The organism is Natronosalvus amylolyticus (assembly GCF_024298845.1).
Classification (GTDB): Archaea; Halobacteriota; Halobacteria; order Halobacteriales; family Natrialbaceae; genus Natronosalvus; species Natronosalvus amylolyticus.
The window spans coordinates 1822439-1847275 of the sequence record NZ_CP101156.1 but is presented as its reverse complement, the minus strand read 5'-3'; the positions used below and the strand labels follow the sequence as shown (position 1 = coordinate 1847275).

The 24837-nt window shown below is 58.0% G+C and carries 34 protein-coding genes and 1 tRNA gene; 16 read left to right on the top strand and 19 right to left on the bottom strand.

Annotated features, from left to right (window positions below; all coding sequences use genetic code 11):
• Window positions 1-247 precede the first annotated feature (247 nt).
• A complete protein-coding gene (locus NLK60_RS08730; RefSeq protein ID WP_254807417.1) occupies window positions 248-652 on the bottom strand; it encodes a DUF5810 domain-containing protein in 405 nt (134 codons plus the stop codon).
• Between the two features lie 87 nt (window positions 653-739).
• Window positions 740-1402 (bottom strand): ribonuclease HII, encoded by a 663-nt coding sequence (gene rnhB / locus NLK60_RS08725; RefSeq protein WP_254807416.1) that lies wholly within the window; start codon window positions 1400-1402, stop codon window positions 740-742.
• Window positions 1403-1563: 161 nt separating this feature from the next.
• On the opposite strand from rnhB, the gene NLK60_RS08720 reads away from it, so the two are divergent.
• Window positions 1564-3048, top strand: a complete 1485-nt coding sequence (locus NLK60_RS08720) for a hypothetical protein (protein ID WP_254807415.1) — start codon at window positions 1564-1566, stop codon at window positions 3046-3048.
• Between the two features lie 9 nt (window positions 3049-3057).
• On the opposite strand, the gene NLK60_RS08715 is transcribed toward NLK60_RS08720, so the two are convergent.
• Window positions 3058-4470, bottom strand: a complete 1413-nt coding sequence (locus NLK60_RS08715; protein WP_254807414.1) for a tRNA pseudouridine(54/55) synthase Pus10 — start codon at window positions 4468-4470, stop codon at window positions 3058-3060.
• A 93-nt stretch (window positions 4471-4563) separates the two neighbouring features.
• On the opposite strand from NLK60_RS08715, the gene NLK60_RS08710 reads away from it, so the two are divergent.
• The 3 genes from NLK60_RS08710 to NLK60_RS08700 all read left to right on the top strand — a co-directional run bounded on the left by NLK60_RS08710 (window position 4564) and on the right by NLK60_RS08700 (window position 6411).
• Window positions 4564-5679 carry a S1C family serine protease gene (locus tag NLK60_RS08710; protein WP_254807413.1) on the top strand — a complete coding sequence of 372 codons (1116 nt, stop codon included), beginning with the start codon at window positions 4564-4566 and terminating at the stop codon, window positions 5677-5679.
• 317 nt (window positions 5680-5996) lie between these two features.
• Window positions 5997-6212, top strand: coding sequence for a DUF7511 domain-containing protein (locus NLK60_RS08705; protein WP_254807412.1), 216 nt, complete (start codon window positions 5997-5999; stop codon window positions 6210-6212).
• Window positions 6187-6411 (top strand): DUF8028 family protein, encoded by a 225-nt coding sequence (locus NLK60_RS08700; RefSeq protein ID WP_254807411.1) that lies wholly within the window; start codon window positions 6187-6189, stop codon window positions 6409-6411. Before NLK60_RS08705 ends, NLK60_RS08700 begins: the two co-directional genes overlap by 26 nt.
• A 46-nt stretch (window positions 6412-6457) precedes the next feature.
• Here the strand turns inward: NLK60_RS08700 and NLK60_RS08695 are convergent, their stop codons facing one another.
• Complete coding sequence (locus NLK60_RS08695) at window positions 6458-6640, bottom strand: HVO_A0556 family zinc finger protein (RefSeq protein ID WP_254807410.1); 183 nt, start codon at window positions 6638-6640, stop codon at window positions 6458-6460.
• Between the two features lie 128 nt (window positions 6641-6768).
• Here NLK60_RS08695 and trmY point away from each other — a divergent pair, with 128 nt between their 5' ends.
• From trmY to NLK60_RS08670, 5 genes are all read left to right on the top strand, one after another.
• Window positions 6769-7368: a tRNA (pseudouridine(54)-N(1))-methyltransferase TrmY gene (gene trmY, locus NLK60_RS08690; protein ID WP_254807409.1), complete on the top strand. Its 600-nt coding sequence runs from the start codon at window positions 6769-6771 to the stop codon at window positions 7366-7368.
• Between the two features lie 98 nt (window positions 7369-7466).
• Window positions 7467-7991 carry a P-loop nucleotide/nucleoside kinase family protein gene (locus tag NLK60_RS08685; RefSeq protein WP_254807408.1) on the top strand — a complete coding sequence of 175 codons (525 nt, stop codon included), beginning with the start codon at window positions 7467-7469 and terminating at the stop codon, window positions 7989-7991.
• A 67-nt stretch (window positions 7992-8058) separates the two neighbouring features.
• Window positions 8059-8131: transfer RNA gene (locus NLK60_RS08680), tRNA-Pro, on the top strand.
• Window positions 8132-8186: 55 nt separating this feature from the next.
• On the top strand, window positions 8187-8423 hold the full coding sequence (locus tag NLK60_RS08675; RefSeq protein WP_254807407.1) for a DUF7563 family protein: 237 nt from the start codon (window positions 8187-8189) through the stop codon (window positions 8421-8423).
• A 112-nt stretch (window positions 8424-8535) separates the two neighbouring features.
• Window positions 8536-9060 carry a PD-(D/E)XK family putative nuclease gene (locus NLK60_RS08670; protein ID WP_254807406.1) on the top strand — a complete coding sequence of 175 codons (525 nt, stop codon included), beginning with the start codon at window positions 8536-8538 and terminating at the stop codon, window positions 9058-9060.
• 71 nt (window positions 9061-9131) lie between these two features.
• Here NLK60_RS08670 and NLK60_RS08665 read toward each other — a convergent pair whose 3' ends face one another.
• Complete coding sequence (locus NLK60_RS08665; RefSeq protein ID WP_254807405.1) at window positions 9132-9530, bottom strand: Ig-like domain-containing protein; 399 nt, start codon at window positions 9528-9530, stop codon at window positions 9132-9134.
• A gap of 116 nt (window positions 9531-9646) precedes the next feature.
• Between NLK60_RS08665 and NLK60_RS08660 the strand changes: the two genes are divergently transcribed.
• The 3 genes from NLK60_RS08660 to NLK60_RS08650 all read left to right on the top strand — a co-directional run bounded on the left by NLK60_RS08660 (window position 9647) and on the right by NLK60_RS08650 (window position 13565).
• Window positions 9647-9916 (top strand): hypothetical protein, encoded by a 270-nt coding sequence (locus tag NLK60_RS08660; RefSeq protein ID WP_254807404.1) that lies wholly within the window; start codon window positions 9647-9649, stop codon window positions 9914-9916.
• A gap of 4 nt (window positions 9917-9920) precedes the next feature.
• A complete protein-coding gene (locus NLK60_RS08655) occupies window positions 9921-11546 on the top strand; it encodes a DUF7845 domain-containing protein (protein WP_254807403.1) in 1626 nt (541 codons plus the stop codon).
• A gap of 384 nt (window positions 11547-11930) precedes the next feature.
• The gene (locus NLK60_RS08650; protein WP_254807402.1) at window positions 11931-13565 is read left to right on the top strand and encodes an AAA family ATPase; all 1635 of its coding nucleotides are present in this window, start codon (window positions 11931-11933) and stop codon (window positions 13563-13565) included.
• Window positions 13566-13724: 159 nt separating this feature from the next.
• Here the strand turns inward: NLK60_RS08650 and NLK60_RS08645 are convergent, their stop codons facing one another.
• Complete coding sequence (locus tag NLK60_RS08645; protein ID WP_254807401.1) at window positions 13725-14108, bottom strand: PD-(D/E)XK family putative nuclease; 384 nt, start codon at window positions 14106-14108, stop codon at window positions 13725-13727.
• On the opposite strand from NLK60_RS08645, the gene NLK60_RS08640 reads away from it, so the two are divergent.
• The gene (locus tag NLK60_RS08640) at window positions 14056-14232 is read left to right on the top strand and encodes a hypothetical protein (protein WP_254810529.1); all 177 of its coding nucleotides are present in this window, start codon (window positions 14056-14058) and stop codon (window positions 14230-14232) included. The two genes, NLK60_RS08645 and NLK60_RS08640, sit on opposite strands and share 53 nt — an antisense overlap.
• Window positions 14233-14274: 42 nt before the next feature.
• Here the strand turns inward: NLK60_RS08640 and NLK60_RS08635 are convergent, their stop codons facing one another.
• The 9 genes from NLK60_RS08635 to NLK60_RS08600 are packed head-to-tail and all read right to left on the bottom strand — an operon-like array spanning window position 14275 to window position 20172.
• Complete coding sequence (locus NLK60_RS08635; protein WP_254807400.1) at window positions 14275-15453, bottom strand: hypothetical protein; 1179 nt, start codon at window positions 15451-15453, stop codon at window positions 14275-14277.
• Entirely contained in the window at window positions 15450-15770 is a 321-nt protein-coding gene (locus tag NLK60_RS08630; RefSeq protein ID WP_254807399.1) for a hypothetical protein, read from the bottom strand. Before NLK60_RS08630 ends, NLK60_RS08635 begins: the two co-directional genes overlap by 4 nt.
• Entirely contained in the window at window positions 15767-15973 is a 207-nt protein-coding gene (locus tag NLK60_RS08625; RefSeq protein ID WP_254807398.1) for a hypothetical protein, read from the bottom strand. Before NLK60_RS08625 ends, NLK60_RS08630 begins: the two co-directional genes overlap by 4 nt.
• Window positions 15970-16767, bottom strand: a complete 798-nt coding sequence (locus NLK60_RS08620) for a hypothetical protein (protein WP_254807397.1) — start codon at window positions 16765-16767, stop codon at window positions 15970-15972. Before NLK60_RS08620 ends, NLK60_RS08625 begins: the two co-directional genes overlap by 4 nt.
• The gene (locus tag NLK60_RS08615) at window positions 16764-17318 is read right to left on the bottom strand and encodes a DUF8063 family protein (protein ID WP_254807396.1); all 555 of its coding nucleotides are present in this window, start codon (window positions 17316-17318) and stop codon (window positions 16764-16766) included. The genes NLK60_RS08620 and NLK60_RS08615 overlap by 4 nt, the downstream gene beginning before the upstream one ends.
• 2 nt (window positions 17319-17320) lie before the next feature.
• Window positions 17321-19060 carry an Env/VP5 family phage fusion protein gene (locus NLK60_RS08610; protein ID WP_254807395.1) on the bottom strand — a complete coding sequence of 580 codons (1740 nt, stop codon included), beginning with the start codon at window positions 19058-19060 and terminating at the stop codon, window positions 17321-17323.
• A complete protein-coding gene (locus NLK60_RS08605; RefSeq protein ID WP_254807394.1) occupies window positions 19060-19599 on the bottom strand; it encodes a hypothetical protein in 540 nt (179 codons plus the stop codon). The genes NLK60_RS08610 and NLK60_RS08605 overlap by 1 nt, the downstream gene beginning before the upstream one ends.
• A complete protein-coding gene (locus NLK60_RS19520) occupies window positions 19600-19725 on the bottom strand; it encodes a hypothetical protein (protein WP_256530367.1) in 126 nt (41 codons plus the stop codon).
• Between the two features lie 12 nt (window positions 19726-19737).
• On the bottom strand, window positions 19738-20172 hold the full coding sequence (locus tag NLK60_RS08600; RefSeq protein WP_254807393.1) for a DUF8023 family protein: 435 nt from the start codon (window positions 20170-20172) through the stop codon (window positions 19738-19740).
• Window positions 20173-20293: 121 nt separating this feature from the next.
• Here NLK60_RS08600 and NLK60_RS08595 point away from each other — a divergent pair, with 121 nt between their 5' ends.
• Together NLK60_RS08595 and NLK60_RS08590 are read left to right on the top strand one after the other, a co-directional pair.
• Window positions 20294-20479, top strand: coding sequence for a DUF8053 family protein (locus tag NLK60_RS08595; RefSeq protein ID WP_254807392.1), 186 nt, complete (start codon window positions 20294-20296; stop codon window positions 20477-20479).
• Between the two features lie 447 nt (window positions 20480-20926).
• Complete coding sequence (locus tag NLK60_RS08590; RefSeq protein ID WP_254807391.1) at window positions 20927-21475, top strand: helix-turn-helix transcriptional regulator; 549 nt, start codon at window positions 20927-20929, stop codon at window positions 21473-21475.
• An 11-nt stretch (window positions 21476-21486) separates the two neighbouring features.
• Here the strand turns inward: NLK60_RS08590 and NLK60_RS08585 are convergent, their stop codons facing one another.
• The 3 genes from NLK60_RS08585 to NLK60_RS08575 all read right to left on the bottom strand — a co-directional run bounded on the left by NLK60_RS08585 (window position 21487) and on the right by NLK60_RS08575 (window position 23137).
• Window positions 21487-22074 (bottom strand): tyrosine-type recombinase/integrase, encoded by a 588-nt coding sequence (locus tag NLK60_RS08585; RefSeq protein ID WP_425499039.1) that lies wholly within the window; start codon window positions 22072-22074, stop codon window positions 21487-21489.
• A gap of 227 nt (window positions 22075-22301) precedes the next feature.
• Complete coding sequence (locus NLK60_RS08580; RefSeq protein WP_254807389.1) at window positions 22302-22703, bottom strand: type IV pilin N-terminal domain-containing protein; 402 nt, start codon at window positions 22701-22703, stop codon at window positions 22302-22304.
• A 38-nt stretch (window positions 22704-22741) separates the two neighbouring features.
• A complete protein-coding gene (locus tag NLK60_RS08575) occupies window positions 22742-23137 on the bottom strand; it encodes a type IV pilin domain-containing protein (RefSeq protein WP_254807388.1) in 396 nt (131 codons plus the stop codon).
• 346 nt (window positions 23138-23483) lie between these two features.
• Between NLK60_RS08575 and NLK60_RS08570 the strand changes: the two genes are divergently transcribed.
• Window positions 23484-24278 (top strand): hypothetical protein, encoded by a 795-nt coding sequence (locus NLK60_RS08570; RefSeq protein ID WP_254807387.1) that lies wholly within the window; start codon window positions 23484-23486, stop codon window positions 24276-24278.
• On the opposite strand, the gene NLK60_RS08565 is transcribed toward NLK60_RS08570, so the two are convergent.
• Window positions 24279-24527: a winged-helix domain-containing protein gene (locus NLK60_RS08565; RefSeq protein ID WP_254810451.1), complete on the bottom strand. Its 249-nt coding sequence runs from the start codon at window positions 24525-24527 to the stop codon at window positions 24279-24281.
• Between the last annotated feature and the right edge of the window lie 310 nt (window positions 24528-24837).

The following is a 24837-nucleotide window of genomic DNA, read 5'->3' as shown; positions in this document are numbered from 1 at the left end:
CGGTCAGGTAGGCGTTTTCGTTTGTACTGGTGGGGCGTAGGACTGTGCGCTTCGTGTGGAACAGTTTGTACCGCCGTGTTACCTCGAGAAGTGACCTCCTCCCGCGCCTAAAGACGCGGGTATGCGCTTGCACTATGTATCAGCCGTTTCAATATGCTTATTGTAGTGATTTGATTGTAAACTCATGTCTATTTGGTTTTATTTTACAATTAAAGCGAAACTCACCTCGAGTGAGCTCCCGCACGAACTACTCGTCGTCGCTCGAGCCCGAACCTTTCGCTCGCTCGTCGGACTGTTCCATCTCTCGAGTGAGTTCCATCGCTTCCTCGAGTATCGACTGTGCGTCGCCGGTCAGGTCGCCGCGACCTGGGCCAGTACTCTGTTCGGCGATTGCGTCCTCGAGGCGGGGTCCCTGCGGGCGACCGGCTGGCCCTTCGGGGGCGTCGTCGGACACCGGCAGGTCCAGTTCGGTCGCGTACTCGGTGACCCGTTCGGCGAGTTCGTCGCGCGTCGAATCGCCCCAGTCCGGAGCGTGGGTTTCGAGCCACTCGCGGTGGTCCTTGCGGCCGAGCGAGGCGGTAACCGCAAGGTGGTCGGCCAGTTGGCGTCCGTCGGCGACACCGGCGGTACAGACGGGGCAGACGTATCCCATACCGCCCGTTAGTCGCCGCTCATCAAAAAGCGTGGCCCCGGCTCTCTCTATCGACAGGATCGGTTCGGAAACTGCCTCGAGCCCGTCTCAAAATCCCTCGAGACTGGTCTGCTCGGCGGCAGCGAGGACGTCGGCACACGTCGACCACGAGCGACGGGCACATGGGGGTAACTCGCCGTGGGTTTCGACGTAGTTCTCGAGGAAAGCTCGGGTCGTGGGGTCGGAGGGATAGCCGCTCCCGACGTCGCCGTAGCCCTCGCTAAGGGCACTGACGTGGGCATCGCGTTCGACTTTCGCGATGATGCTCGCGGCTCCTACGAGCGGGTCCTCGTCGTCAGCGCCGTGAGTCGCCTCGACCGACACCTCGAGCGAGCAGGCGTCGGCGACCCGGCGAGCGAATCGGTCGGCGTCGGTATCACAGGCGTCGCAATGGATGTCGGCGGTGGCCGGCACGCCATCACTATCGCGGGCGGCTGCCTCGAGGGCGCGGGCGTGTGCTTCGACGGTTAGGCTGTTCATGTCGGTCTCCGGGTCGTCGATTCGATCCGTGGTTATTTCGGCGACGCCGACCCCGATTCCCTCTCGTTTCCGGAGTGTCGTGGCCAGTGACTCCCGACGAGCGGGCGAGAGCCGCTTCGAGTCGGCGATGCCGTCGGGGAGGATCGACCGATCGGCCACGAAGACGGCGGCGGCGATCATCGACCCGAGAACGGGCCCTTTGCCCGCCTCGTCGACACCAAACCCGGTCATACACTCGAGTGCTGTGTCTCGACCTATAGCCTTTGCTGTCGATGCGGTCGTCACCCCTGATTTGATTCGCGTATCGGTCTACTGATTTATCAGGCAGATCGTCTCAGAATAGTTGAACTAACAAAACACTTATCATTGTGCTCGTGTAGCATGTGCATGATATGGGGGGCGACAGTACCAACGGAGGCGGGGGGCAGACGTATCGAGACGAGATTTCCCTGGATAAACACCTCGAGACCGAAGACGGGGGCCGGGTTGACGTCTACTTGCAGCTCGAATCGGACGCTCCGGAGCCACGGACCGTGGTGCTCACTGAACAGCTTCCGGCTATCGAACCGTCGGTCGACGTCGAGCTTCACGATCGTACCGATGCGTGGTCGGCCGAGGGGTCGACACTGACCTTCGAGGGCGCGATCGGGCCGACGGAAACTATCGAAACACGATACTCCTTGCAAACGGATACGCCGGAAACGGTCGAACGGGCTGGGACGGAATCCACCATCGTCGAGGTCCTTCCAACCAATGGCGAGGGGTCGACGGCTCCTGACCCATCCGTTCGTACCGTCGGCCGCATACGCATCGAGTTCGTCGAGTACGGATCGACGGCCGATCGGCAGGCGCTGCTCGATGGACTCGGGTCGATGTGCACGATCATCTCGACGACAGGTGATGCGGACGAGGAGAGCACGACGGAGGAAGGCGTTATCGAAACGGTGATCGCGACGACGGACGATCTCGAGGGCGTTGCGGCCTCGCTAGAGGATCTCACGTACGTCCGGACGGCCACGGTTCTGGATGTCCCAGAGGGGGAGTTTACGGATTCGGGTGTTGGCGCAAAGTGGTTAGAAGAAGACGGCGAACTTGCGGGACCTGAAGACGAGCTCAGCTTCGAGGAGACGGTCGCTTACGGCGGGACAACCACGAGCGAGAAAACGGAGGAGAAAAAACCGGAAACGAATGCGTCAACCGAGACACAACCGGGAAGGGGCCCGGAGGCTGTCGAATCGTCCGAAGCACAGCCGGCAGCGGCTGCAGCTAAAACCGAGTCGACCGAGGCGGGCACTCTCGAGCAACTGCTCGCCGAACTCGAGGACAAATCGATCGACGACGACCAACGTGACCGGCTCCGAAGCGCACTCGGGATGGACACACCCCGGAGTCAGGTCGTTCGACTCACGCATCTCGAAACCCAGGTACAGAAACTGGTTGCCTATGCCGATTCGATGGAGACATTTATCGACGAAAACGGGACGGCACAGGATCTGGTTGCACAGGCGGAGGCCACACAGGAGGCTCTCGAAGTGGTCAAAGAACGTCTTGTGACACTCGAGGCGGATGTGCAAGAACAGTTCGGCGCACTCGAAACTGAAATCGAAGAACGACACGACGCACTGGAGACAGAGGTGGAAGAACGACACGACGCACTGGAGACAGAGGTGGAAGAACGACACGACGCACTGGAGGAACAGGTCGGTCAACGACAGGACCAGCTGGAGACACGAATCGACGAACTCGAGGGCCGATTCGAAACGCTCGAGGACGAACACGCGTCGGTCGAAACGACCCAGCAGTCGCTCGCGACGCAGGTCGAAGACCACGACGACGTTATCGAAAAGCTCAGCGACGTGTTTCGGCCGGCGGAGTAAGCGGTTTCGCTACGCCGTTTCGCTTTCGCCCTCGTCGTCCGTGTCACGGAAGAACTCGGGCCGTTCGAAGGGTTCGTCTTCACCTTCGACGGCGAGCACGTCCAGTGCCGTCACCTCGGCGTCGGTCTCGAGCAAGCCGGCGAGACTCGGCTCGGTGCGGCCGCCGTCGCTGCTGATGAGCTCTTTGATGTAGAGCCCACCTTCGCCGTGGACTCGGACTTCGGCCCGCGTTGGCTCGAGCAACTCGCCGTCGATATCGTAGACGGTTCGTTCTCGCGTGAGACTCGCTCGGCGGTGGTCGACGCGCTCGGGCGTGTACTGCTCGAGGGTCGCGCCGTCGAGGGCCTCGAGCGCCTCGGCGAACGTCGCCTCGTCGACCGGGTCGCCGAAGGCCACGTCGGCCCGGTAGCGCTTGCTCGCGTCGTGTTCTTTGACGCGCTCGACCATCTCGTAGGTCGCCAGCCGCAGGCCCTCGACTTCGACGGCACCGCCGGCCGCCTCGTTGATTCGCTCCTCCAGTGCGTCGACGTTCGGCCGGCGTCGACGGGGACGTTTCACCTCGAGGACGAACGGACGGCCTCCCTCGAGCATCCGGGCGTCGACGTCTTCGCGGCCCGCGCCGTGGAAGGTACCCTCGTCGCCGTCCATCGCCTCGACCACGTGGGGGCGAACGACCTGTTCGACGCTGGTGTCGTAGAGATAGCCCGAGCCGCCACAGTGGTCACAGGGCTCCTCGCCGTCAGGTCCGAGCTGGACTCCACTGCCGCCACACTCCCGGCAGGGCCACTCAGTCTGGGGGATGTCCCGCTCGAGTTTTCGGTAGCGCCCGTAGACGAACGCCGGGTTGACCTGGACGTCGACGGCGTGGCTGGTGACAGTGGTCGGTTCGTCGCTCGAGCCCGCTCGGGTCTCGTCGGTGTCTTCGGCTTCCTCGAGCACCGAATGTGGGTCGAACGCTTCGAGGTCGATGACGATGAGAACGTCCGGCCGCTCGAGGTCGAACGTTGCCCCCGTTCGCGAACCGACGCGACGGCCGACCTCGCGGTTGACTTCCCGTTTCATCGGCTCGCCGGCGTCTTCCTCGAGGTCGGCGTCTTCGCGCAACAGCCGGTCGTTTTCCTCGATGAGCGGTGGTACACGCGTGCCGATCTGGTAGGTCTCGAAGGACAGTCCCTCGAGTTCGTCGACGATGGTGTCGGCGATGGCGTCGAAGGTGCCACAGTAGCCATCACAGACCCAACACTCGATGGGGTCCACTGGCTCGTAGTCTACGTCGTCCTCGAGGGCGATGGTCGTCCGGAGCGCCCGGCCGCGTTCGTCGTTGGTCAGCCCGAAACTTCGGTCGGCGACGGGCCGGCCGAGACAGGCGTCACAGATGGTCCCTCCGGCCAGGAGCTTTCGGGCGACGTCGATAACGGTCATGCTCGCGTATCGGGAGGCCGACGGTAACACGTTTTCCTTTCGGGTTTCTCCGAGGGGATGAGATTTACCCGTGTGCGGTCCTTGCAGTCGGGTATGAGTGATTCTCGAGTGAACCGACGGCAGTTCCTCTCGCTCGCCGGGGCGAGCGGCGTGGCTGCCATCGCCGGCTGTGCCGAACCCGGTGCCAGCACAATCGAGTTCGACCAGCGCGAAACGGCATCGGTCGAGACGGACGACCGGCCCACGGCTGACGGTTCTGTCTATACCGACGTCTATAAAGCGACGGTCGACGCCGTCACGCTCGTCCGGGTTCGGGGAGAGGGCGGCTTCGGCGGCCCTGCACAGGGGGAGGGCTCGGGCTTTCTCCACCCCGGCGGGTACATCGTTACGAACGACCACGTGGTCTTCAGCAGCGAGGATGTCGACGTCCAGGTGCAGTACAACAGCGGCGAGTGGACCGGTGGCGACGTCATCGGCACCGATTTCTACAGCGACCTGGCCGTCATCGAACCCGATACGGTGCCCGAGAACGTTGCTCCGCTGGCACTCAGCGACGAACGGCCCGTCGTGGGTCAGGAAGTGCTGGCTATCGGGAACCCCATCGGTCTCGAGGGCTCGATGTCACAGGGCATCGTCAGCGGCGTCAACCGGTCGGTGTCGCCAGCCTGGCACGACTTTTCGTATCCCAATGTAGTTCAGACTGACGCGGCCGTCAATCCGGGAAACAGCGGTGGCCCGCTGGTCGGGATGAACGGTGAAGTCGTCGGCGTCGTCCACGCCACGCAGGGCGAAAACATCGGCTACGCCATCTCGGCGGCGCTCAGCGAACGGGTCATTCCGGCCCTGATCAACCACGGCGAGTTCCGCCACTCGCACATGGGGATTCGACTGATCCCCGTCGACCTGACGATAGCTCAGGCGAACGACCTCGAGGAAGCCACCGGAATCTTCGTCGCCGCGGTCAGCGACGGTGGCCCGGCAGACGGCACGCTCGAGGGGAGCACCGACACGACCGGCGGCGGGGTGCCGGTCGGCGGTGATATCATCCGGTCGATCGACGGGGAACCCATTCCGGACAACCACGCCCTCTCGACGTTCCTCGCACTCCAGACTGATCCCGGCGATACGATTTCACTCACCGTGATTCGGGACGGCTCCGAGACCACCGTCGAGATGACCCTCGGAGAGCGACCCGAACCCGGTTTCTGAGCCCCTCGAGTATCGGCTGCCTACCCCCATTCGTTCAGCCCTTTCTCGGTGGTAGGTCCCGGTTACGTGCGGCTGACAGTCACGTTTTCGAGAGAGTCACGACGAATCGACTCTCGAGTGCCGTGACCGATCTCGAGACGTTCCACTCGAGGTGTGTGAATCGGTAACAAGGGAATACCAATAGGCACCGCTGATGGACCACTGTATGACCACTGCTGTCGCCAGACCGAGGGGGAGTGCAGTCCCCCAGTCGGACGTTGACGACCCTGGACCGAAACCGACTGTCTTCGGTCGACCGGCCAGTACGGTCTCCAGCTATGTCCGCACCTGATACCCACCACGACGCCCCGGATGAATCGGACGCTCGAGACGGCCCGGAGTCCCTCCCACCCATCGATTGCATCACCATCGAAAACGACGACGGGCCGGACGAGTGTGCCATGTTCCCCCGCTACGGGAGCAACGAATCGTTGATGACTACCTGGATATCCGCCCGCGAGGGATCGTATGTCGACCGCGAGTCCATTCGATAACATGCAGCCCAGTGACGCCCTGACAGTCGTCGCGTTCTGGCTCGGTGCACTGTTGCCACTCGCATACCTACCGGTGATTTTGACGGGGTTGAACTCGACGACTCGCCTCGGCCTGTTCCTGGCGCTGCTATCCCTCCACGTCGTTGCACTCGTTGTCGGTCACGAATATCCTCGAACCCGTCAACGCGCCGCGCCCTGACAACCCCCTCGACACGTCGCTATTTTTCACGAGGCGATGGCCGGTGTCAGTCGACACGCGGCATCGGCAGTAACTGTATCTGCGGGAGTCCACACTCGTCACAGACGATCGATCGGTTTCCCTTGTAGGGTTGACGAACGAGCACGCCCTCCTCACAGTTGTGACAGGGGCTGCCAGCCAGCGCCTGCAGGAGCTTCGCGCGATCGTCTGCCGTCGACGTCGTGGTCATGTCGGCTGCTCCGGTGGCAACGGGGCAAGTCCTTGGCCCTGCGAGTGCAGGTCTCGAGACCGCTATAGCGAACGAATTCGACGGCCGGAACCGGTAGGCGTATCCACGATAGCCTGTGAGAGTACGGTATGCGCCAGTTCGTCTTACTCGCACACGACGTTCCCCTCGATGGTGAGTTCTCCCTCGACGACCTCGCCGGTGGGGCCGGCCGACTCGACGCCATCTGCCGGTCGATCACCGCCGCGTTCGTCACGTCTCACGGGATTCGAACCGACGTCCGGGTCCACCTCGTCATCCAGGACACCTGTACGATCACGTTCGACGGAGCCGACCTCCGCCGGCTGAACCCCGACGAACGCTCGACGGCCGCCCTGGTTCGCAACGCCCTCGAGGTTCGCGAGGAAGCCATCGGTATGCTGCCAGCGGAAGCGAGCCCCGGCGTCGAACTGTACCGATACGGACTCGAGACCGTCCTCGAGAACGTGGTCGATGGCACCCTCATCCAGCTCCACGAGGACGGCGAGTCGATACCGTCACTCGAACTGTCAGCGCTTTCAGACCCCGTATTCGTCCTTTCGGACCACCACGACTTCACCGCCCGGGAGGCCACGTTGCTCGAGGAACGAGCCGACCTGCGGATTCGGCTCGGCCCGACGCGGTTGCACGCCGATCAGGCGATTACCGTCGCCCACCACGCGTTCGACACCGAGGGCTACACTCACTTCTAGCGGCTCGAGCGTACGACCGCGACTCGAGACCTCGGTTTCCCGTGGCTGGCAAAGCGCAAACACCAAAACCCCGCCGTGAGAGTATCGGGTAAGCCGCTATGTCCGAACGGAAGCGTCTCGTCGTCGTCTGTGGATTGCCCGGCACCGGAAAAACGACCGTCGCCGGCGAGTTCGCTACACGATTCGAGGCGGACCTGATCCGCACCGACGTCGTTCGCAAGGACTGTTTTCCAGACCCTGAATACACGGCCGCTGAGACGCGGTCGACCTACGACGAAACCCTCGAGCGGGCCGCACAGGTCCTCGAACGCGATGGCGTCGTCGTCGTCGACGGCACCTTTCGCCGAAAATCGCTTCGCGAGCAGGCTCGAGGGGTCGCCCGGGACGAAGACGCCGCGTTCGAACTGGTCCGTGTCGAGTGCGCAGAAGGGGTCGTCCGCCGACGAATCGACGCTCGAGAAGGCGACGAGAGCGATGCGGATTTCGACATCCACAAACTGCTGCAATCGGAGTTCGAGCCACCGAAAGTGGCCCACCACACCATCGACAACTCGGGAACACTGGCGGAAATGCGCGAACAGGTTGCTGGCGTTTGTGAACTGCTCGAGGCCAGGGTCCCGTAATCGAGTGACCGTCGAACCCTTTGGTTTCCGCAAACGTTAACCTGATCGCTGGCCTCGAGTCGAACGCGGGCCGGTGGGGTAGCTTGGCATCCTTCGGCCTTCGGGTGGCCGTAACCGCAGTTCGAATCTGCGCCGGCCCACTAGCTATAAACCCCTTTTCCCGCATTCCCTGACAGATAGCGGCTGTTCTACGGGGTGGTCTGCGTGGCGGTAAGTCACGGTCCCCTCGAGGCCAACTCGACGTGTCTCCACTGTGGAGCCCACGTAAGCGAGCAGTTCGCTCGAGTGTTCGGTGACGATCGTGACCGCGCCCATCGCTGTAGCGAGTGCGATTCGTACCGACGACTGTGCCGCGGGAGCGGTGCCGGTGTCGACGTAGCAGTTCCTGACCCAGAGACATCGCCCGGTCGTCACGGAGGTGACACGGCGTGAGTCGATTCGTCGAAAACAGCGAGTGCGAACGCTGTGGTGAACCCGTCGACGGCCTCCGGCGTCTATGTCCCGAGTGTGCTCGAGAGGTTCGCCGTGCTCGAGGTGGTCCGTTGTGAGCCCTCGAGCGACGGAACTCGAGAGTTCGAAAGCCAGCGGTGACGCCCTCGAGAGTGATCTGATTCAACAGATCGCTCCCCTCGAGTTCGTCGACGATCGAACGGCCACCTGGCACGACGCCCGAACGTCGACGCTCGTGGTACCGTCGACGAAGCTGCCGTTTTACGGGATTTGCCTCCTCGAGCGAGGAACGCCCATCGAAATCAAAGGGTGTCAAATCGAGACTGGTAACGGTTCGCGGTCGACTCGCGGGCGGTTTTACATCAAATACGAAGCCCATCGCCAGCTGCTCGAGGCCGCCGGAAGCTACCTGCTCGTTGTGTACGTTCCCCGGCCTGGGTTGCCCCAGGTGGCGCGGGCGATCGTGCCCGCGAGCCTGGTCGATGAGTTACTCCGCGGTCGGTGGTACGACGTCGACGGGAACCGCTCGGAAAAACAGGTCGCTAAACTCGCCTGGAATCACGTGATCGATCCCGAGACGATCGATCCGGCCCAGCCCATCGAGGGGGTGGTTCGATGAGTGGAAACGGTTACTGCTCGAGCGGAACTGAGCAATTTATGGGACGGGATGGGGTGACCTGTCCCTTTCAGTCAGCATTCCTGAGAGGCAATGACCGACGGTGGGTTGAAGCCTCCCGAGCTTCCGATTTCGAAGCGAACGATGACACACCGTTCATCACCGTCGACATGTTCCGTTGTGTCGATTTCCTGCTCACCGTCAGTGGCGACGACTCTGACGAGATAACGGCCGGAACTACCGACAGGAGATTCCTCGACAATCTCCGATCCAGGATCAACAGTATACGTCTCCGAAAAACGGGTTTCTCCGCTCTCAACGACGCTCACATCAATTTCTTGTATCTCATTGTGTCGATTACGAACGGAAATCGCATCCAACATCGGCTCTGCTGGTTCGTCGTCGAGGTACGTGCAACCAGCCGTACCGAGGAGAGAACCGCTAGCCACCGCCAAGAGGGTCCGTCTCTGCATATCGTTTCTTCTTATTCCTTGGTCAATACTTTTCTGATAATTAATCTGTGTTCTAGAACAAGGAGTACCCGCTTACTACAGCCGGGTACTGACCAATTCCACGGCGGTGATTCTCAGTGAGTACCGAGCTCGAGAGCGAGCCCGCCCAGAAACACGGCAAGGGTCGGATTCCTTTCGACGCGATCTGTACCGGGTGCCAGCAAATCGATGTGAGGTGGGCTCGCTTCGAGGAAGTCGGCCTCGAGGCCGGCGTTGACCTGGAGGCGATCGAGCCAGGTGCGTGCACCTCGTTCAAACACGTCTGCTATCAGTGTGGCAGCGCGACCTGGTGGAACCCGGTTCGCGTGCTGACTGGGGTTATCCGCTCGGACCAGGAGGAGGCCTGAACCGATGTCCCAGCCGGTGATCACCCCGCACGAGAGTCACGGCAGGTGGAAATGGGACACCTGGGGACGCGGCCCCTACGACGCCCTTTCGAGCGTGATGCTCGGGCCGCCGTTCGACGGCTACCTCGAGTTGACCACCGAGGTCGACGGCGAGCCCTGGCACCTGGAGGTGAGCTATTCGAAGTCCGGATTTAAGCCGCGACCTCGAGACAATATCAACGCTTCGAGGCTCTATGAGTGGGATATCGTGGGCCGTGGGCCGGGCGAAGCGAAAGCGTCGTTCAATCTTTCGCCACGATTCCCGAACATGCGCCACTGGGAGACGGACGAGAAAATCAATCTCCCGTGGGAATCGCAGTTCGGTGAAGTCGATGGGGTCGACGTTGAATACCAGCCCTCGAATGTTGAACCCGAACGCGCCCTCGAGTTTCTTCCCGAGTTCTACGGAGCGATCTTCGAGGAAGCGGGCGAACACATCCACCCGGGGTACTTTCGAGAGTCACCCCATCCGGAATACAGCCGCGAGTGGGCACACGAGCGATACGTCCGCATTCGACGAGAATGGGCTGAAAAGCTGGCGTCGTCGGGTGTGCTGCAGAAAGTGATCCACCACCTGACCGATATGGAAGGGGTGATTGCAGAGCTAAAAATCAACAACAAGGAGGTAGTGAACCACCAGAATCGGCTGGTTCTCGATCCGGCCTCAGTCGGCGAACTATTCCCCGGCCACACCTACGGTCGGAAGTTCGAGATCTACCAGCTGGCAGACCCCGACGCGGTGAGCAAGGATCACCCGTCCTATCACCCGAAGGTCGAAGTCCTGGTAAATCAGAAGATGAACGATAGCGAGGCATGGGCATGGGCCGACCGCCAGGAAGTCGTCGAGGAGATCGAGGAAACCCTACTCAATTTCTTGAACTGGGATGATATTCCGCTGGCACCGGATGGAAGCGGTGTCTACGTTCCAGATGACCATTTCGAGGCCGTCCCTCGAGACGATCCCGTCGAGATCTACCCGGACCCGACCCCGCGCCTCGAGGCCAACAGCGATCACATCCTGTTGACGACGCTTCGAGATATCGGGGAGACGCCTCGAGACGTGGCCGAGAAGGTCGCGACCGACGGCGGTGTGAGTGTCGAAGCGGTTGCCGAGCAGCTGGGGAAACACCCGTCGACGATCTACCGAGCGATTCAGGAATTAGGTGATCTATTGGACCTCGAGAACGGCCAGGTGTCCTACCGGGCGCGGAAGTATCGCGAGGAAATCCGCGCCCTGGTGGAAAGCGCTGAGTACGGTATCGAGAGCTACGCCGACCGGATTCAGCACCTGATGGGACTGGCAGATCACATCGAAGACTGTTCGCCGTTCCAGCAGTGGCTGGCCGAGCACGGCGCCGAACTCGAGTTCGACCAGGAGGGAGAACCGAAGCGATTGCGTATCGATACGATCCTGTCGACGCTCAAAAGCTCGAGTTTCGAGAGCGCCCAGGCACTCGCGAGCGAGGCGATCGACAAGTGGCGTCACTCAGGAAACAACCCCGTTCGGTTCTCGAAACTGCCGATGTTATGGAAAAGTCCCGAGGGGAACACGGAAAGTAGGCCAGTCGGTCGACTCGCGCCCGACTGGTAGCGCCGTCCTGGTGAGTGGCAACACTCTCCCGAACCCTCTTTTCAGCAACTCAGGTTGTCCTCGAGTCCTGACTGTGCAACTTCGGTTGTAGTTCTCACCTCGAGGCCCGGGGGCTCCGCGCCGATCGCGCCGCAACCCCGGCGGGGTCGTTTCGCACTTCGTGCGAAAACCCCCTTGGGGCGTGTCCCCAAGGGGACAGAGCCAAAAAATTACAACGCCCCCACCCCGCCTCCGTACGAGATCTCGAGTTGAAGCACACGAAGCATAGGTTTAGCCCCATTGGTCAACGTCAGATAAGATTCGATTTAACTATGTCTGATCACCCATGGATACTTATACGCTGGATTGTATTCGAATAAATTGTTAGCTTACAGAGGGAACAAAATGAGGATTATCGATATAGAAATTGAAGGGTATAAAAGTATCAAGGATCAGCATTTCAGCCCCGGGAATCTTAGTGTGCTGATAGGGAAAAACAATTCTGGGAAGTCGAATGTCATCGATATGCTTAATGATTTTAAGGAATACTTTGATAAGCCTTCTCCAGGTGGTGATTGGCTCGAATCTCGCGGATATAAAGGTGAGGAACCAAAGATTTCGCTTGGATTCCATTTTGTGCTTGAACAAGACGAACATAATCGAATACTGAGAGATTTAGATGATAAGTTGGAAATGTATAGCAAGAGCAATAATACTTTGAGAGAAGTCAGGGCATATCGAAATTTTAATTCAGATGGTACCGATGCCAGTAATGTACTGATAAAATTTGATGATCACTGGATTGACGCCTACGAATTAGAGGATGATGATGACTTCCCCCATTATTTTGCTAATGATCTAAAGAACGTAATTAACAACTCCATCAATTCATGGCAATTCATAGACCCATTTCGAAAACCGAATACGAAGACCAGTCCGGCTCAAGTGGAACAAATGGACGCTACAGGGAAAGACTTGATTCGAGCTCTCGAATCTCTTCGTAGCAGTCCCAACTACGATATCTACGAATCTGTATCTGATGCCTTTGTTGAGATTATGGAGAATGTTGAGGACGTTCGCATTGAATATGATACTGCCTCTCCACGAAATGAATATACGATCTTTGTAAAAGAGAATGGGTTCGATAAACGTTTCAAAGCCTCCGAGATTTCGTCGGGTACTTTAGAGATCTTGATGTTACTTACGCGATTGTATTCGGCTGACGAGAACACTGATTTATTAGCAATTGAAGAACCTGAGTTACATTTGCATCCTGGGGCCGAAAAGAAAATATTCGACATATTAAATGAATTGATTAGCGACGTCGGACCTCAGGTGATTTTGACTACCCATTCAGAGGTATTTGTGAACCGAAGTCATGTAGATAATATTGTTTTGGTTACTAGGGATAAGGAATCAAAATTCAGATCTGTTCAAACGGGGGAAAACGATCACTTAGATATTCTTGGATATAACAATAGTGACCTAATCCAGTCAGACGCTATTGGATTTGTGGAAGGAAGATCGGATAAAGTCATATTAGAGCAATTTTCAAAGAAACTAGGAAAATCCCTTTCAGATAATAATATTGAATTGATTGTTGGACATGGAGACCAAATAATAAAGGATGCAGATCCAATCACACGAGTTCTTGGACAACTTGGAATAGAGTATAAATTTATATTTGATTCTGATGGGGAAAATCCGGACAAAAAATCTGATAAACTTGGAGATACGTTAAATGTATCACCTTCTAAAATATACGTCTTTGAAGAGTATTCGATTGAATCGTATTTAATGTCCTCTCCAGAGGCGATTGCTAAGTCAATCAATGAAAATCCAAAAGAAATCCGTCAGTTTGTACAAAAAAATTGGTCAGGGAACAACGCGACCGGTGTTTTGGATGACCTTTATAGACAATATCTTGGAATTGGATACAATAAAGAAAATAATGGTGCCCAAATCGTCAGTCATTTTGAAAGGGATGACATAGATGAAGAAATTGACGACCTGATCTCAAATCTTATGGGAATGACTTGATTGGGCACCTAAGGGGCGCGGTTATCTTGCGGCGCGCAGACCGTGCGCCGCGCTCGAGGTTTGGTCAATCGGCTGGAAACGGAGTGCCCATAGCCCACAGTACCCGGGTACGGTGGGTGGTACCTCGCTAACCGGGATTGCCGAGTGTGATTAGGAGGGTCAGAAAACAGCCGTGATCGGGATTTTCGCCTGTTGGGTGTCGCGGTGATCGCCGCCACCGTGCCACCGGAGCAACGGGAGACTCGAGGCCTTGCACATCCGGTCTTTGACGACTGTGCAACCGGACCGCCCATGCGGACGATACACCACAAAACAGTACCAACCGTTCGCTCGCTTCAGCCGATCGTGATACGCTTTGTAGACCTTGAAATTGCCCGGTTGGCCGTCTGAATGCTCGAGCATCGTACTCTTGATCTCGACAGGCGTCCCATTCTGGAACTTCGCATCGTGCCAGCTCGAGCGCTCGAGTTCGAACCGTCGTTTCCGAGCCATGCGCTTTTCGCAGATCGTGCCGAAGTGGTTCGCTCGCTTCGAGCGATTCACGCACACCACGCGCATCGCGCGCCGATATATAGAAACTCCTCTCTGCCTCGAGGTCGCGGCCCATCGGTCGCTTCGCTCCGTCCAGGAGCGAGCGATGGGCGTGGGCCAGTGGGCCGAACAGTAAAGGGGAGTGCGTATCCGTATCCAGCCATCCATCCCGACGAGGTCATGCGATAACCTCGTTCACCTTGGCAATCGCTTCGACGTGTTCGCCGTCGTCTCTGTACTCCCGCCAGCGTGAACCGACCCAACCGTGACTGTAGGGCACGAATTTGGCGGTTTCACGATTCGTCAGGCCGTCCTCTTTACACCGGATGACCGTCCACAGGGCGGTAAGGCGAGCGGCTTCGTCGGCGTTCATTTCATCGGTTTCGTCACCGAAGCGCGACCAGCTCCAGTCGCTCGCTTCTTTGGTGTTGTACCGGAAGTCCGTCGGTGGAATACCTTCGACCTCGCCCTGAATGTCGGCCAGTTTGGCGTTACGAATGGAATCCGCGATAATCGCTTTCTTCTGACTGACCTTCTTGACGATCGTGCCGACGCGCCAGAGCATCGGATGAATCGAGCGTTCACCGTGGGCGATGTAGATGAGCGCCCCGCCGTACTTGCGGATCTTGTACACCAGCGGAGCCATCTTCATCCGGGTTTCATAGCCCTGTTTCCCCTGGCCGCTCGCGGAACTCGAGAACTCGTCACCGATGAACAGTTTGGGTCGCTGGCTGTGCTCGAGCGGGTCGCCGTCCTGTTCCACCCATTCCATGAGGGAACCGTAATCGGGAATCCAGCCGTCCTGGACGTCCCCATCGTCGTCGACCCAGCGGTCTTTCTCCTCGAGGGACTGGATGTTCGTCCCGAGCAGCGAGTCCGAGCGGTTCAGGTCCCGCCAACGCTGGGCGAGCAGGCAGGCGAAATCGGTTTTCCCAGCTCCCATTTCGCCCAGGACGACGATCACCGGGGCCGGGCCGTCGATCAGGTTGTCTATCGTCCCGATGGCTTTCATTCCCGAGACGTCTGCTCGCTGTGAGGTGTCTCCGACCATGTGTTTTATCGTCGGCATATCGCCGTTCTCGAGGGCCTGGCGAAAGGTTTCAGTCCCTTCGACCATGCGGATATTGCGGTGTTTCTCGAGGTCTTTGCACTGACCGGGCATCTTGTCGGGCCGATCGGCTCGAAGCGGGTTGTAGTGAACCGAGCGTATCGACATCGCCCTCGAGACCTGTTCGTCACGGATGATGCCGCCGTGGTCGTGTATCTCGCGGTTGTCCCGGTCGCTGTAGCCCTCCTGGTGTTCGCGCGCCTGTGCGGTCGTGTACAGCGCCTGCTGGTCTGCCTGTTGGTCACTCATGGGTATCCTCCTTCAGTAGCCGCCTGGTGAGTTCCTTCGTCGGTCACTTCCTCCGAATCGTCTCGAAGCCGTCCGTAGCTGTACCACACAGCCACGATCGGGGCGGTGATGGTCACGAGAAAGTAGCTCCGTGGAACGGGAAGGAACAGTGCGCGCTCGGTCGTCTCACCACTCGTACCCACTGAACGCTCATCGGTTGGAACATTCAGTGCCTCCGCTGGGAGCATGAACAGACCGGCCCATAACCCCACGGTAAGACCGGCTGCGAGCGCCATTGCAAGAATCGCTCGCTCTCGATCGGAAAGTGTAATCGTCACTTCGACCACCTCCATTCGCTGTCGTCTTCGTGGCCGATACACAGCGGTGGGTTCTCCACTCGCCGCTGTTTCGCCAACGTGGATGCAAAGAGCGCTGCCGTATCGGTTCGGCCTCGAGCATGAGTCTGTGGCTCGTCGAAAACGAACAGTCTCGGCGGATCGATCGTCACGTCTCGAAGCTGACCGTCGTGGATGTATCTCACGTATCGACACCTCCGTCAGTCGCTGCCGTTTCCTGTGCGGCCTCGAGCGTGATGCCTTCGGGGTTGGCCGCGGGATCGTAGTCGAATTGATAGTCGTCAACATCGCGGATTTCGTCGCTATCCCACTTGTCGGCCTCTTTCCGGGCGGCTTCGAAGCGTTCTTTCACGCTGGTTTTCGCGCCCATAAGCCCACGCTCGTCGGCCTCGGCGTGGTAGTTGATCGTGTCGTTCTCGATCTCGACGCCCATCTTCGAGATTCGGCCTCGAAGTTTGTTGAGCGCTATCGAGTCCTCGATCAGATCGCCGTGGATGTCCTCGAGCATGGCTTTCAGCGTCACCAATTTCGAGTCGGCCATGTTCGACTGGTAACAGCCGGTGACGATGAGGTCGCCCGTATCCTCGAGCCATTCGAATTCCCGGACTTCGAAGGCTTCGCCGTCGTTGACGACGTACGGTGACGGGCCTTCGACCGTCTTGTTCGCCCACACTTCGGGTTCGACGTAGTACTTCTCGCGGTCGTCGGTGACGCCGTTGATGTGGTGGCAATCCACCATATGCCGGTTTCTGAGCTTCCGGGCACCAGTGACGAACAGTGCTGCCAGCGGTGGCCCGAGTAAGAGCAGAGCTGCAAACCAGCCGAACACGATGGGGGGAACACCGGGAATACTCGGTCGAATCCAGATCAGTGCGGCCCCGAGCGAGACCATTACCCCGAGCGCTATCAGCTGGCTCTCTGCGAGTACGTACGTCACGCGGTCAGCTGTCGATCCAAAGGTGCCGCTCGTCTCGGTCATGCTTCGATCACTCCTGAATCCTCAGACCGAACGACGTACCAGCTGCCGAGTCCGGCTAACCCGACGGTCATGAGCACACCCGAGAACAGGCCGGTTTCCCCGCCGAAGTGACGAAACGGGTTCTGCTCGACCATCCCAGTCGACACGATCGCACCGGTTCCCTGCGCCAGCGATTGCCTGGTGGCGACGGCGACCGCGGCTCCGTCCCGATCGGCCACGGCGAACGTCACGGTGTTGGTTCCCTCCTGGAGGCGCACTTCGTCGTAGTTGAAAGACGTCGTCCCTTCCTCGAAGCTGCCCGCTTCGGTGAGGGAAACGCGGGTTTCATCGTCGGCCTCGATGGTTAGCGTGAATCGCCCGCTCGAGTAACTCCAGTCGGTGATTCGCGTGTCGGTGTCGATCGCCTGACTCCAGTCGTCACCGGCCTCGAGGTCGGCGTCGGTCGCTGTCTCGTTGGCGGTGTCGTCAGCCAGGACCGGCCCAACTCCCATGCCCATGCCCATCGTCAGCGATACCGCTACCACCGTCACGAAAAGGAAAATTCGTTTCATGGTCACGTCCAGGGGAGTAGGTCGGTCACGAACCCGACGACAGCCATGACAACAGCGGCGATGATACCGAGTCCGAGCAGTTGTTCTCCGCTACCGAGGTCAAGCCCCAACCCGAACGAGGGGAACCCCAAGCTATCATCCCCTCCCTCTCCGTCGTCTTCGTCGTCATCGGAGAGTTCTTCACGAGTCTCGTCGGCGTTGTTGACGTACTCGACGAAGTCGTCAGAGGTGTAGGTCTCCGGTTCGGGCGTTCGCCACTCGACAGTATCGAGTTCGTTACCGTCTGAATCGTAGATCGATTCGATCGTGAATTCACCCTCGAAGAACGGAACCGGTTCCTGATCGAAGGGGACCATTTCCGTCGTGCCCTCGAGGTCGTCGGTGTGGTAGGTTTCTCCGCTGTGGAAACCGCCTTCGGGAACGTCCGAGGAGAACAGGATACCCTCATACTCGACGTCTTCGACCGGTTCGACGTACTCAACAGTTCTTTCTCCGCCTTCCTCTGTCAGTTTCATTTCCGTCGCACCGGTGTACGTCACCTTCATACCACCAGTGGTTGAGAGGTCAGGACCGGCGAGATCGAGTTGATCGTACAGCGCCAGCATATACGCGCCCGAGAGCGGTTCGGCGTCACCGCTCCGGTAACGGACTTCACCCTCAGCAGAGCGGAGATCGGACGTTGTGAACGCGCCGTCATCGAGGCCAGCGTACAGGTCCTCGACCATCTGCTCGGAGAACTCATCCGGTACCATCGTACCGAGGGCTTCGATGCGATCCCACAGTTCGCGCCACTCCCTCGCGTCGAACACTTGTTGGCTGCCGAGGCCAGTGTCTTCGTAGTCAACAGCTTGGACGACGATTACCAGGTCAGAAGTGATGTTGTAGTCAACTGTGTAGGAAAGGCCTTCAACATCAGTTTCCCCGTCGGCGTTGAAATCATCATCCTCCTCGGAGTAGCTCCATTCATTTACCGGGTCGAGAGGATGTTGATAATTGTAGTAATTTGTCCCATCATTACCAGTGTACGTCTCGATTCGGGCATTTACCTCGATTACCTCGATTTGCTCGGTTTCCTGGTTAACGAGGTCCACATCAACAGAGACAGACTCGTTCATTAGCGAAATCTCGGACCCTTCGACCTGACTCGCTCCAGACGTACTTTTCGCACCGATGTCGAGGAAATCGTCAGCAATGTCCTCTTCTGAATGAACCACACCGACAGAGTACCGGTGTTGAGCCAACGTCTTTTGTAAGACCTGAAGATGGTTTTTTTGATGGGCGGCGAAGTAGTCGCGGATTTCGTCGCGGGCGTCTTGCCAAGCCTCGCTGGCAGTTTTGCCAGATTCGTAGGCGTCAGCGACAGCAGAGCGCGCATCGAGGCGAGCGATTGCAGTCATATCGTCGACGTGGTTGCCGAGCGTGACGTGGTGTGCCTCGAAGGATTCCCATTCGGAAACCGACATAACGTGAACGTCAACTTCGGTGGGGCCGGGTTCATCGGAGTCTCCGAACAGGTCTTCAACGAGGCAGCGAGTGAAGAAATGCGAGTAGTCCGTTTCGCACAGTCCTTCGAACGAATAGGAGTTGTCAGCTGCGACGGTGCCGCTCGAGGCCGTGCCGACGCCAGCCGTAACCGTGGCCGCCCCGAGTGCCTGCAGTGCCCGACGGCGCGTCAGAGTTACCCCCTCTGAATTTTGTGGGCCGTGGGCTATGGGCATGGGCGGCTGGGTGTCAGCCGACATCAGTTACCTCCTCGAGCACGAGCCACGACGCCGGCCACCGCGAGCGCCAGGACAGCGACCCCGACACCGAAGCCGGGCAGACTGTCGGCGTCACCGTAGGCCAGGACGCCACCGATCGCGCCGTCAATTTCAACGCCAGAGACATGCGTTTCGTCGCCGGTCACGACCAACCGAGTCGATTCGTTGTACTCGAGATCAGCGTGATCCGCGAAGTAGACGTCCTCGACGATTCGCTCGGTTTCACCGCCGTCGATCGACACCGAGTGCAACACGGGCGCGTCGGTGCCCGCGTCGTTGAACTCACTTTCGTTGTAGAACGTCGCTTCGACGGTCGAAACGTCGGTTTCGCTGTCGTTGAAGTCATCCGAGTATTCGACCGCGATGGATACCGGATCGGTGTCCGGATCGACTTCGACCGTCTCGTTTAGCAGCTCCTCGGTGGCGTCCGCAGCGCCGAGGCCGACCAGGAGGCCGCCAGCGAGCACCGCCAGAATAACCAGCACCGAGAGCACCCGGCCAGCCGTGGGCATGGGCCGCATTTAGATCACCCCGGCAGCCATCACCCCTGCCAGCCCGATCGACACCGTGGAGGCAGTCACGATGTAGCCGGTGATCGTCGAGTCGTACCACTCCGCTTTCGAACCGCTGAATTGTAGGAATTGCATTGATGAACTCCGTTATTTGTAGGCGATGAGGTAGAACGCCGCCGCGTTCAGAATCACGATGAAGTAGCCGACGTACCACATCGAGCCGACGACGTGACTCACTGCGGGCACGAGCGCCGACAGGATGTTGAGGATAACCGCCAGGAGTAACACGACCGTTTCCACGTCCGTATAGTCCTCGAGCGTCGTCTGCCCGTTCGTGACCCAGGCGGTCACGAGCGTCACCATCGTGATGATGAACGCATAGGTGATCTCCGTCCCGTGCGCGCTGTAGAGCGAGGCGTCGAGGCCAACGTTGAACGGTGCGTTCAACGCGATCGTGACCACGCCGACCATCGAGACCGACGCCAGGACGAACAGCGGCGCGAGCACGCTGTCGATTAAGTCGATACCGTCCTCACGCCGAACGGCGGAAGGAACCATATTCTGCGGTAGGCTGAGTGCCATACCCGTGAGCGGCCACCCCCATCGCTCGAAAAGCTCCGGATTCCCTTGGCGAAGCCTTGGCTATCCCTTTGCAAAGCAGACTGTCAGCAAGCTTTATACCAAGGCGGGTTGCCCGCCATCTATGGCATTGAACAAATTACGCCAGCTCGATCAGAACTCAGCCGGTGTCACGCTCCCCAAAGATGACCTTCGAATTGAGGGGCTGTTGAACGAAGATGGGCAACTCGAGGGAGAACATCACGCGCACATTCGGCACGTCGACGAGAAAGAGTGGAAGATTACGCTTGTCGATCAAATCGATTCTTGATCTGAATTCAGATTGAGGACTTTTGCATAACCTCCTACAAGTCTTCAATCAGCGATTGTAGCTGTTCTCATATGCGAATTGCGCATTCTACCACCTTAATTCGTATGAACGAATTAAAGAATATCGACCGTTCGTGCAAACGCAAATAGGACTTTAATTCCCATCCAGACGATGAAGAGAATGCACATGAAGTGTAACAACCAGCGAGAGAAACCAGATGAAAAGGAGCAAAGACAACATGAGTGACGCAGCTGAAGTAGCCCAAGGAATAATCGCCTTGGTGATTGGGGGATTCTTGTTCCTTGTGATCGGCAGTGCGTTAGCGGACACGATATCAATGCCACCCTTGTTAGATCTCCGTCTCTGGGGTATCCTTTATCTGGGTGGCGCCGTAGTGATAGTCATCGGACTAGTCTACACACTGATTCAAGCACTCACAAACTAACGATGGCTACCGATACGATGATTCAAGAATCACGGAGTTCAAGTTATGAGGAGATCCTAAACGTTCTCCGTGAAGCAGATGGTGATACCCTCACTACTCCCGAAATTGAGCAAGCGTTGCCGATCGGAATCCGTGCAACTCAAAAAAAGGTGCGAGAATTAGAGGAAATGGGTCGATTGGTGCTGGATCGTGAAGGGAACACAAATCGTTGGAGGCTCGCTGATACAGAACCTCAAAAACCGGTTTATCATCCTGCAATTGCCGACGCCAAACGGAAACGCGCAAAAGCTTACGAACTGGGCGATAAAGCGTTTATAATCGGTATTGGTCTCGGGTCTGCAGCAGGAATAGTGATGGCGTATCACGTGTTTTTCTTACAAATCGGGGCAGATGTCCCTATTCTTAGCCAACCAACGCTTCCCTTCACAGCTTCTGTATTTGGATTGTTGGCTTCCCTATTTTTTGTCGCCACGTTCGTTGCAAAGACGTTCGGATATGTCATTCTACGGTGGCAACATCGGCAAATAAATGAAGATAGTTTAAGCCGCTAAATCCACCAAATTCAAAGCCAACTCACCTTTTTGCGTTCTCGCTGTTGTGCTTCCGGCGAGTACGTTCCACGGTAGTGCTCGAGGAACGTTTCCAGATCGTTCCACCCACCCCAGTCGATCACCAGGAGCGGGTCGACATCCTGCGAGGCCAGCGAGGTCGCCCACGTTCGTCGAAGATCGTGCATCCCGAGATACAGCCAGCCGTCGTCGCCGGTCGCCTGGTGCAGCTCGCTCGCGGTCCCACTGAGCCAGCGCCGGAGCGACCTGGTGGATGAAATCTCGAGCAACGGTTGCTCGCTCGAGGCCTCGCGAACGTCGGCCACGGTTCGAATAGTGGTCGCCAGATCACGCGGAACCGGCGTTTCGCGGAATTTGTCGCCTTTCCCGTGCCACACTCGAAGCATCGTCCCGGCGTCGGTGTCGACGACGTCTTCCGGGGATACCTCGAGGATTTCGTGAGAACGAAGCCCACAGCGAGCACCCAGCGAGTAGGCGAGTCGCTGCTGGGTATTGGTTGCGGCCTCGAGGAGCTGTGCAACTTCGGGCTGGCTGAGCCAGACTTTCATGTCGTCTCGGTTTCGGTGTTGCTTGAGATTCATGTCCGGGTTGCGAGTAAGCCGGACGGCAACCCGGTGAATAGTGAGTGTTTCGGTGGGGTGTCCGGCCCGATCGGGCCGAATCACGTCCGAGATTCAGCTGTTGTCGGACGGTAATTTCTAAAATTTAGGAATTATTGAACTGACAAAGTTAATCAAAATCGATAGCGCCCTACGCAATATCAAATCTACTCTTAAAAATTAATAACAGAAAGAACGTGTATCTCGGGCTATGGGCTATAACTTCCTATCTGGGTTTCGTCCTCACCACTCTTAGCAACGACACTATAGGATTCGCTGTTGTCCAAGTTCACGGACTGACCAGTGGTAGTAAGTATAGCGTCTGCAGGGCTGGAGGTATTTGTTTGCGCCGGGTTTCCATCGGAAGTGCGAATTATAACTTCCTCAGCGTTTCCTTTATCTGTCAACGATATAGTAACGTTACCGTCTGACTGCTTATCGATGGAAACGGCCGCGTTTACACTCGAGCTTTGGCCTTGACCAAGGTCAAGTACGAATGCTGCAATCACTGCAGCCAGAATGACTGTTATGGCCACCATCAGTATGACCCCAATAACTGGGGATACACCGCGGCTTGTCGATTCATCTTCGGTCTGAAGTTTACTTTTCATTTTCATGATTTAAATATGTGTTAATGTGGAAATCTGTTTTAGGGATTATGAGTCCCTATCTGCGTTTCGTCGTCACCGGAAACTGCTACGACAGTGTACCTTTGGTTATTGTCTGGCGTAGACCAGGATGCACCCACAGTGTCAAGGCGGGAGTCATCATCTTCTGCTAAAGAACCATCGGACGGGTTTCGAATTTCGACATATTCGGCATTACCTTTGTCTGTTAGCGTGAAAGTGACCTCACTCGAGTCATTATCAATCGTCACGGCTGCGTTTACATTCGCACTCGAGCTCTGTCCAAGGTCAAGTACGAATGCCGCAATCACTGCAGCCAGAATCACGGTGATCGCGACCATAAGAATAACTCCTATGACCGGCGATACCGCCCGGCTGGACGATTCGTCTTCGGTTTGAATTTTGCTTTCCATTTGCATTGTGGAATCACAGCACCTGTGAACGGTGGGAAGACTTATTTGACGGGACGCGAATCCCGAACCGACGGGGCCGGGTAGGGGGATGCACCCACGCACACCCGAACCGTCACTTTCTGTCTCTTCCGTTGCACCCGATGCTGATAGTGTGGGCTCAGTACTCCCTAATAAACACATCGGCCACCCCCGAAGAAAAGACAGTCATCAACCCTGATTGGCTTTCAAAAGTGATAATTAGCGTCTGACGGAAGCCTTACAGCGGCCCCTTGAAGCCATGCCGTCTGTCGATTCCCAAAATACCGTCTCGAGACCGAAACACACCTCTTTCGCCCACACTGTGAGTAACACTATGACAAATCCCGTGTTCGTGACCGACGAAACGCTCGCGCGCACCTTCGATGGTGGGGCCTATCCCGACGCCTGGGAAGCCGTCCAGCAGTACCGGGAGGCCACCCAGTACGCGAGCAAACACGGTGTCAAATCCGGGGCCACGGCGAGCGCCCTCGAGTTACCGCGCTCGAGGCTTCGCACCTGGATCGACGACGGCGGAAAACCCGACGCGGTTCGCTGTCTCGAAACCGCTCGAGACAGGGGCTGGTTGAACGTCACCTACGACGACTCGCAATTCGCCGCGTTGAACGCCCTGGTGGCCAACGTGTTCTCCGGCGGGTCGATCGCCGAGTCCAACTACGGCGTCTCCTTTTCGCTCAATCACCGCGCTGAAGACTCCCACGTGATCGACGCCCTCGAGCTGGCGAACGTCGACTACAGTATCATCCGCGCCGAAGAACAGGGCCGTGCCACCGAAGCCCGCCCATCAGCCCACGGTACCGTACTGGGTCGGGTGCTGACGACGCTCGGGGCACCCCTCGGTCCGAAAGCGAGCCAACGCCTCGAGGTTCCCGCCTATCTCGAGGGGGCACCCGACGACGTGAAACGGCTGTTCGTCGTCTGCTATCTGGAAAACCGAGCGAGCGAGTTCGAAGGTAAATCGACGCTGCAGGTGCACGAGGATCGAAACCAGTCGTACCTGGAAGACATGGCCTCGCTGATCGAAGCCGTCGCCGGGGAAACCGTCACTGTCGAAGAACGCGGGTTTACGATCACCGCCGCCGCTGCTCGAGCACTCGGTCAGGTCCGGTAGTCACTCGAGGTCGTCGGCCTCGAGGTCGCCCGCGAGCCAGGCCCGTCCCTTCTCGGACACCTCGAAGTACCCACCGTCGTCGACGCGCTGAATCAGACCGTGGGCTTCCAACTCGGTGAGTCGCTGGCGCACCGTCGAATAGCCGATTTTGTGGCCGTGGCGGTTGAGATTCTTGTACAGTGGCTTCGCTGGAAGCTCGAGATCGTGTTCCTCGAGGAACTCGAGTATCAGTCCGTCTTTGAGACTCATCCAGCTTGGCCGGGGTCGCATTCAGTTCGTCCATCCCACTCGGACGGTTTAACTTCGGTCGGTTCGCTGATACGGTATTTCATATATGCTGTGATAGTAGCGTAATTACGCTAATCTATAAGTGGGTGTGGTGTCTCGAGTGCGCTAACGGACGCCAGTCGGACCCACCGCTCTCGGTCGGGTCCCACGTAAAACGCGGACCCGGTGCTTGGGACACCGGCCCGCCTGGCCTCCGTACCTAAGCTACGGAAACCATGCAAACACGCAATCCGCGGGAGGTTAAGTCTCCCGCTCGAGCAGATCGTACCGA

Bases quoted from the DNA above. Each gene is read 5' to 3' on its own strand.
- NLK60_RS19520 (WP_256530367.1), bottom strand. From the start codon at position 19,725: ATGCAATTCCTACAATTCAGCGGTTCGAAAGCGGAGTGGTACGACTCG.
- NLK60_RS08595 (WP_254807392.1), top strand. From the start codon at position 20,294: ATGGCATTGAACAAATTACGCCAGCTCGATCAGAACTCAGCCGGTGTC.
- trmY (WP_254807409.1), top strand. From the start codon at position 6,769: ATGCGCCAGTTCGTCTTACTCGCACACGACGTTCCCCTCGATGGTGAG.
- NLK60_RS08565 (WP_254810451.1), bottom strand. From the start codon at position 24,527: ATGAGTCTCAAAGACGGACTGATACTCGAGTTCCTCGAGGAACACGAT.
- NLK60_RS08585 (WP_425499039.1), bottom strand. From the start codon at position 22,074: ATGAATCTCAAGCAACACCGAAACCGAGACGACATGAAAGTCTGGCTC.
- NLK60_RS08710 (WP_254807413.1), top strand. From the start codon at position 4,564: ATGAGTGATTCTCGAGTGAACCGACGGCAGTTCCTCTCGCTCGCCGGG.
- NLK60_RS08580 (WP_254807389.1), bottom strand. From the start codon at position 22,703: ATGAAAAGTAAACTTCAGACCGAAGATGAATCGACAAGCCGCGGTGTA.
- NLK60_RS08635 (WP_254807400.1), bottom strand. From the start codon at position 15,453: ATGAGTGACCAACAGGCAGACCAGCAGGCGCTGTACACGACCGCACAG.
- NLK60_RS08650 (WP_254807402.1), top strand. From the start codon at position 11,931: ATGAGGATTATCGATATAGAAATTGAAGGGTATAAAAGTATCAAGGAT.
- NLK60_RS08685 (WP_254807408.1), top strand. From the start codon at position 7,467: ATGTCCGAACGGAAGCGTCTCGTCGTCGTCTGTGGATTGCCCGGCACC.
- NLK60_RS08705 (WP_254807412.1), top strand. From the start codon at position 5,997: ATGTCCGCACCTGATACCCACCACGACGCCCCGGATGAATCGGACGCT.
- NLK60_RS08730 (WP_254807417.1), bottom strand. From the start codon at position 652: ATGGGATACGTCTGCCCCGTCTGTACCGCCGGTGTCGCCGACGGACGC.
- NLK60_RS08605 (WP_254807394.1), bottom strand. From the start codon at position 19,599: ATGCGGCCCATGCCCACGGCTGGCCGGGTGCTCTCGGTGCTGGTTATT.
- NLK60_RS08655 (WP_254807403.1), top strand. From the start codon at position 9,921: ATGTCCCAGCCGGTGATCACCCCGCACGAGAGTCACGGCAGGTGGAAA.
- NLK60_RS08590 (WP_254807391.1), top strand. From the start codon at position 20,927: ATGGCTACCGATACGATGATTCAAGAATCACGGAGTTCAAGTTATGAG.
- NLK60_RS08640 (WP_254810529.1), top strand. From the start codon at position 14,056: ATGCGCTTTTCGCAGATCGTGCCGAAGTGGTTCGCTCGCTTCGAGCGA.
- NLK60_RS08715 (WP_254807414.1), bottom strand. From the start codon at position 4,470: ATGACCGTTATCGACGTCGCCCGAAAGCTCCTGGCCGGAGGGACCATC.
- NLK60_RS08570 (WP_254807387.1), top strand. From the start codon at position 23,484: ATGACAAATCCCGTGTTCGTGACCGACGAAACGCTCGCGCGCACCTTC.
- NLK60_RS08700 (WP_254807411.1), top strand. From the start codon at position 6,187: ATGTCGACCGCGAGTCCATTCGATAACATGCAGCCCAGTGACGCCCTG.
- NLK60_RS08665 (WP_254807405.1), bottom strand. From the start codon at position 9,530: ATGCAGAGACGGACCCTCTTGGCGGTGGCTAGCGGTTCTCTCCTCGGT.
- NLK60_RS08600 (WP_254807393.1), bottom strand. From the start codon at position 20,172: ATGGCACTCAGCCTACCGCAGAATATGGTTCCTTCCGCCGTTCGGCGT.
- rnhB (WP_254807416.1), bottom strand. From the start codon at position 1,402: ATGACCGGGTTTGGTGTCGACGAGGCGGGCAAAGGGCCCGTTCTCGGG.
- NLK60_RS08720 (WP_254807415.1), top strand. From the start codon at position 1,564: ATGGGGGGCGACAGTACCAACGGAGGCGGGGGGCAGACGTATCGAGAC.
- NLK60_RS08695 (WP_254807410.1), bottom strand. From the start codon at position 6,640: ATGACCACGACGTCGACGGCAGACGATCGCGCGAAGCTCCTGCAGGCG.
- NLK60_RS08620 (WP_254807397.1), bottom strand. From the start codon at position 16,767: ATGACCGAGACGAGCGGCACCTTTGGATCGACAGCTGACCGCGTGACG.
- NLK60_RS08610 (WP_254807395.1), bottom strand. From the start codon at position 19,060: ATGTCGGCTGACACCCAGCCGCCCATGCCCATAGCCCACGGCCCACAA.
- NLK60_RS08615 (WP_254807396.1), bottom strand. From the start codon at position 17,318: ATGAAACGAATTTTCCTTTTCGTGACGGTGGTAGCGGTATCGCTGACG.
- NLK60_RS08575 (WP_254807388.1), bottom strand. From the start codon at position 23,137: ATGCAAATGGAAAGCAAAATTCAAACCGAAGACGAATCGTCCAGCCGG.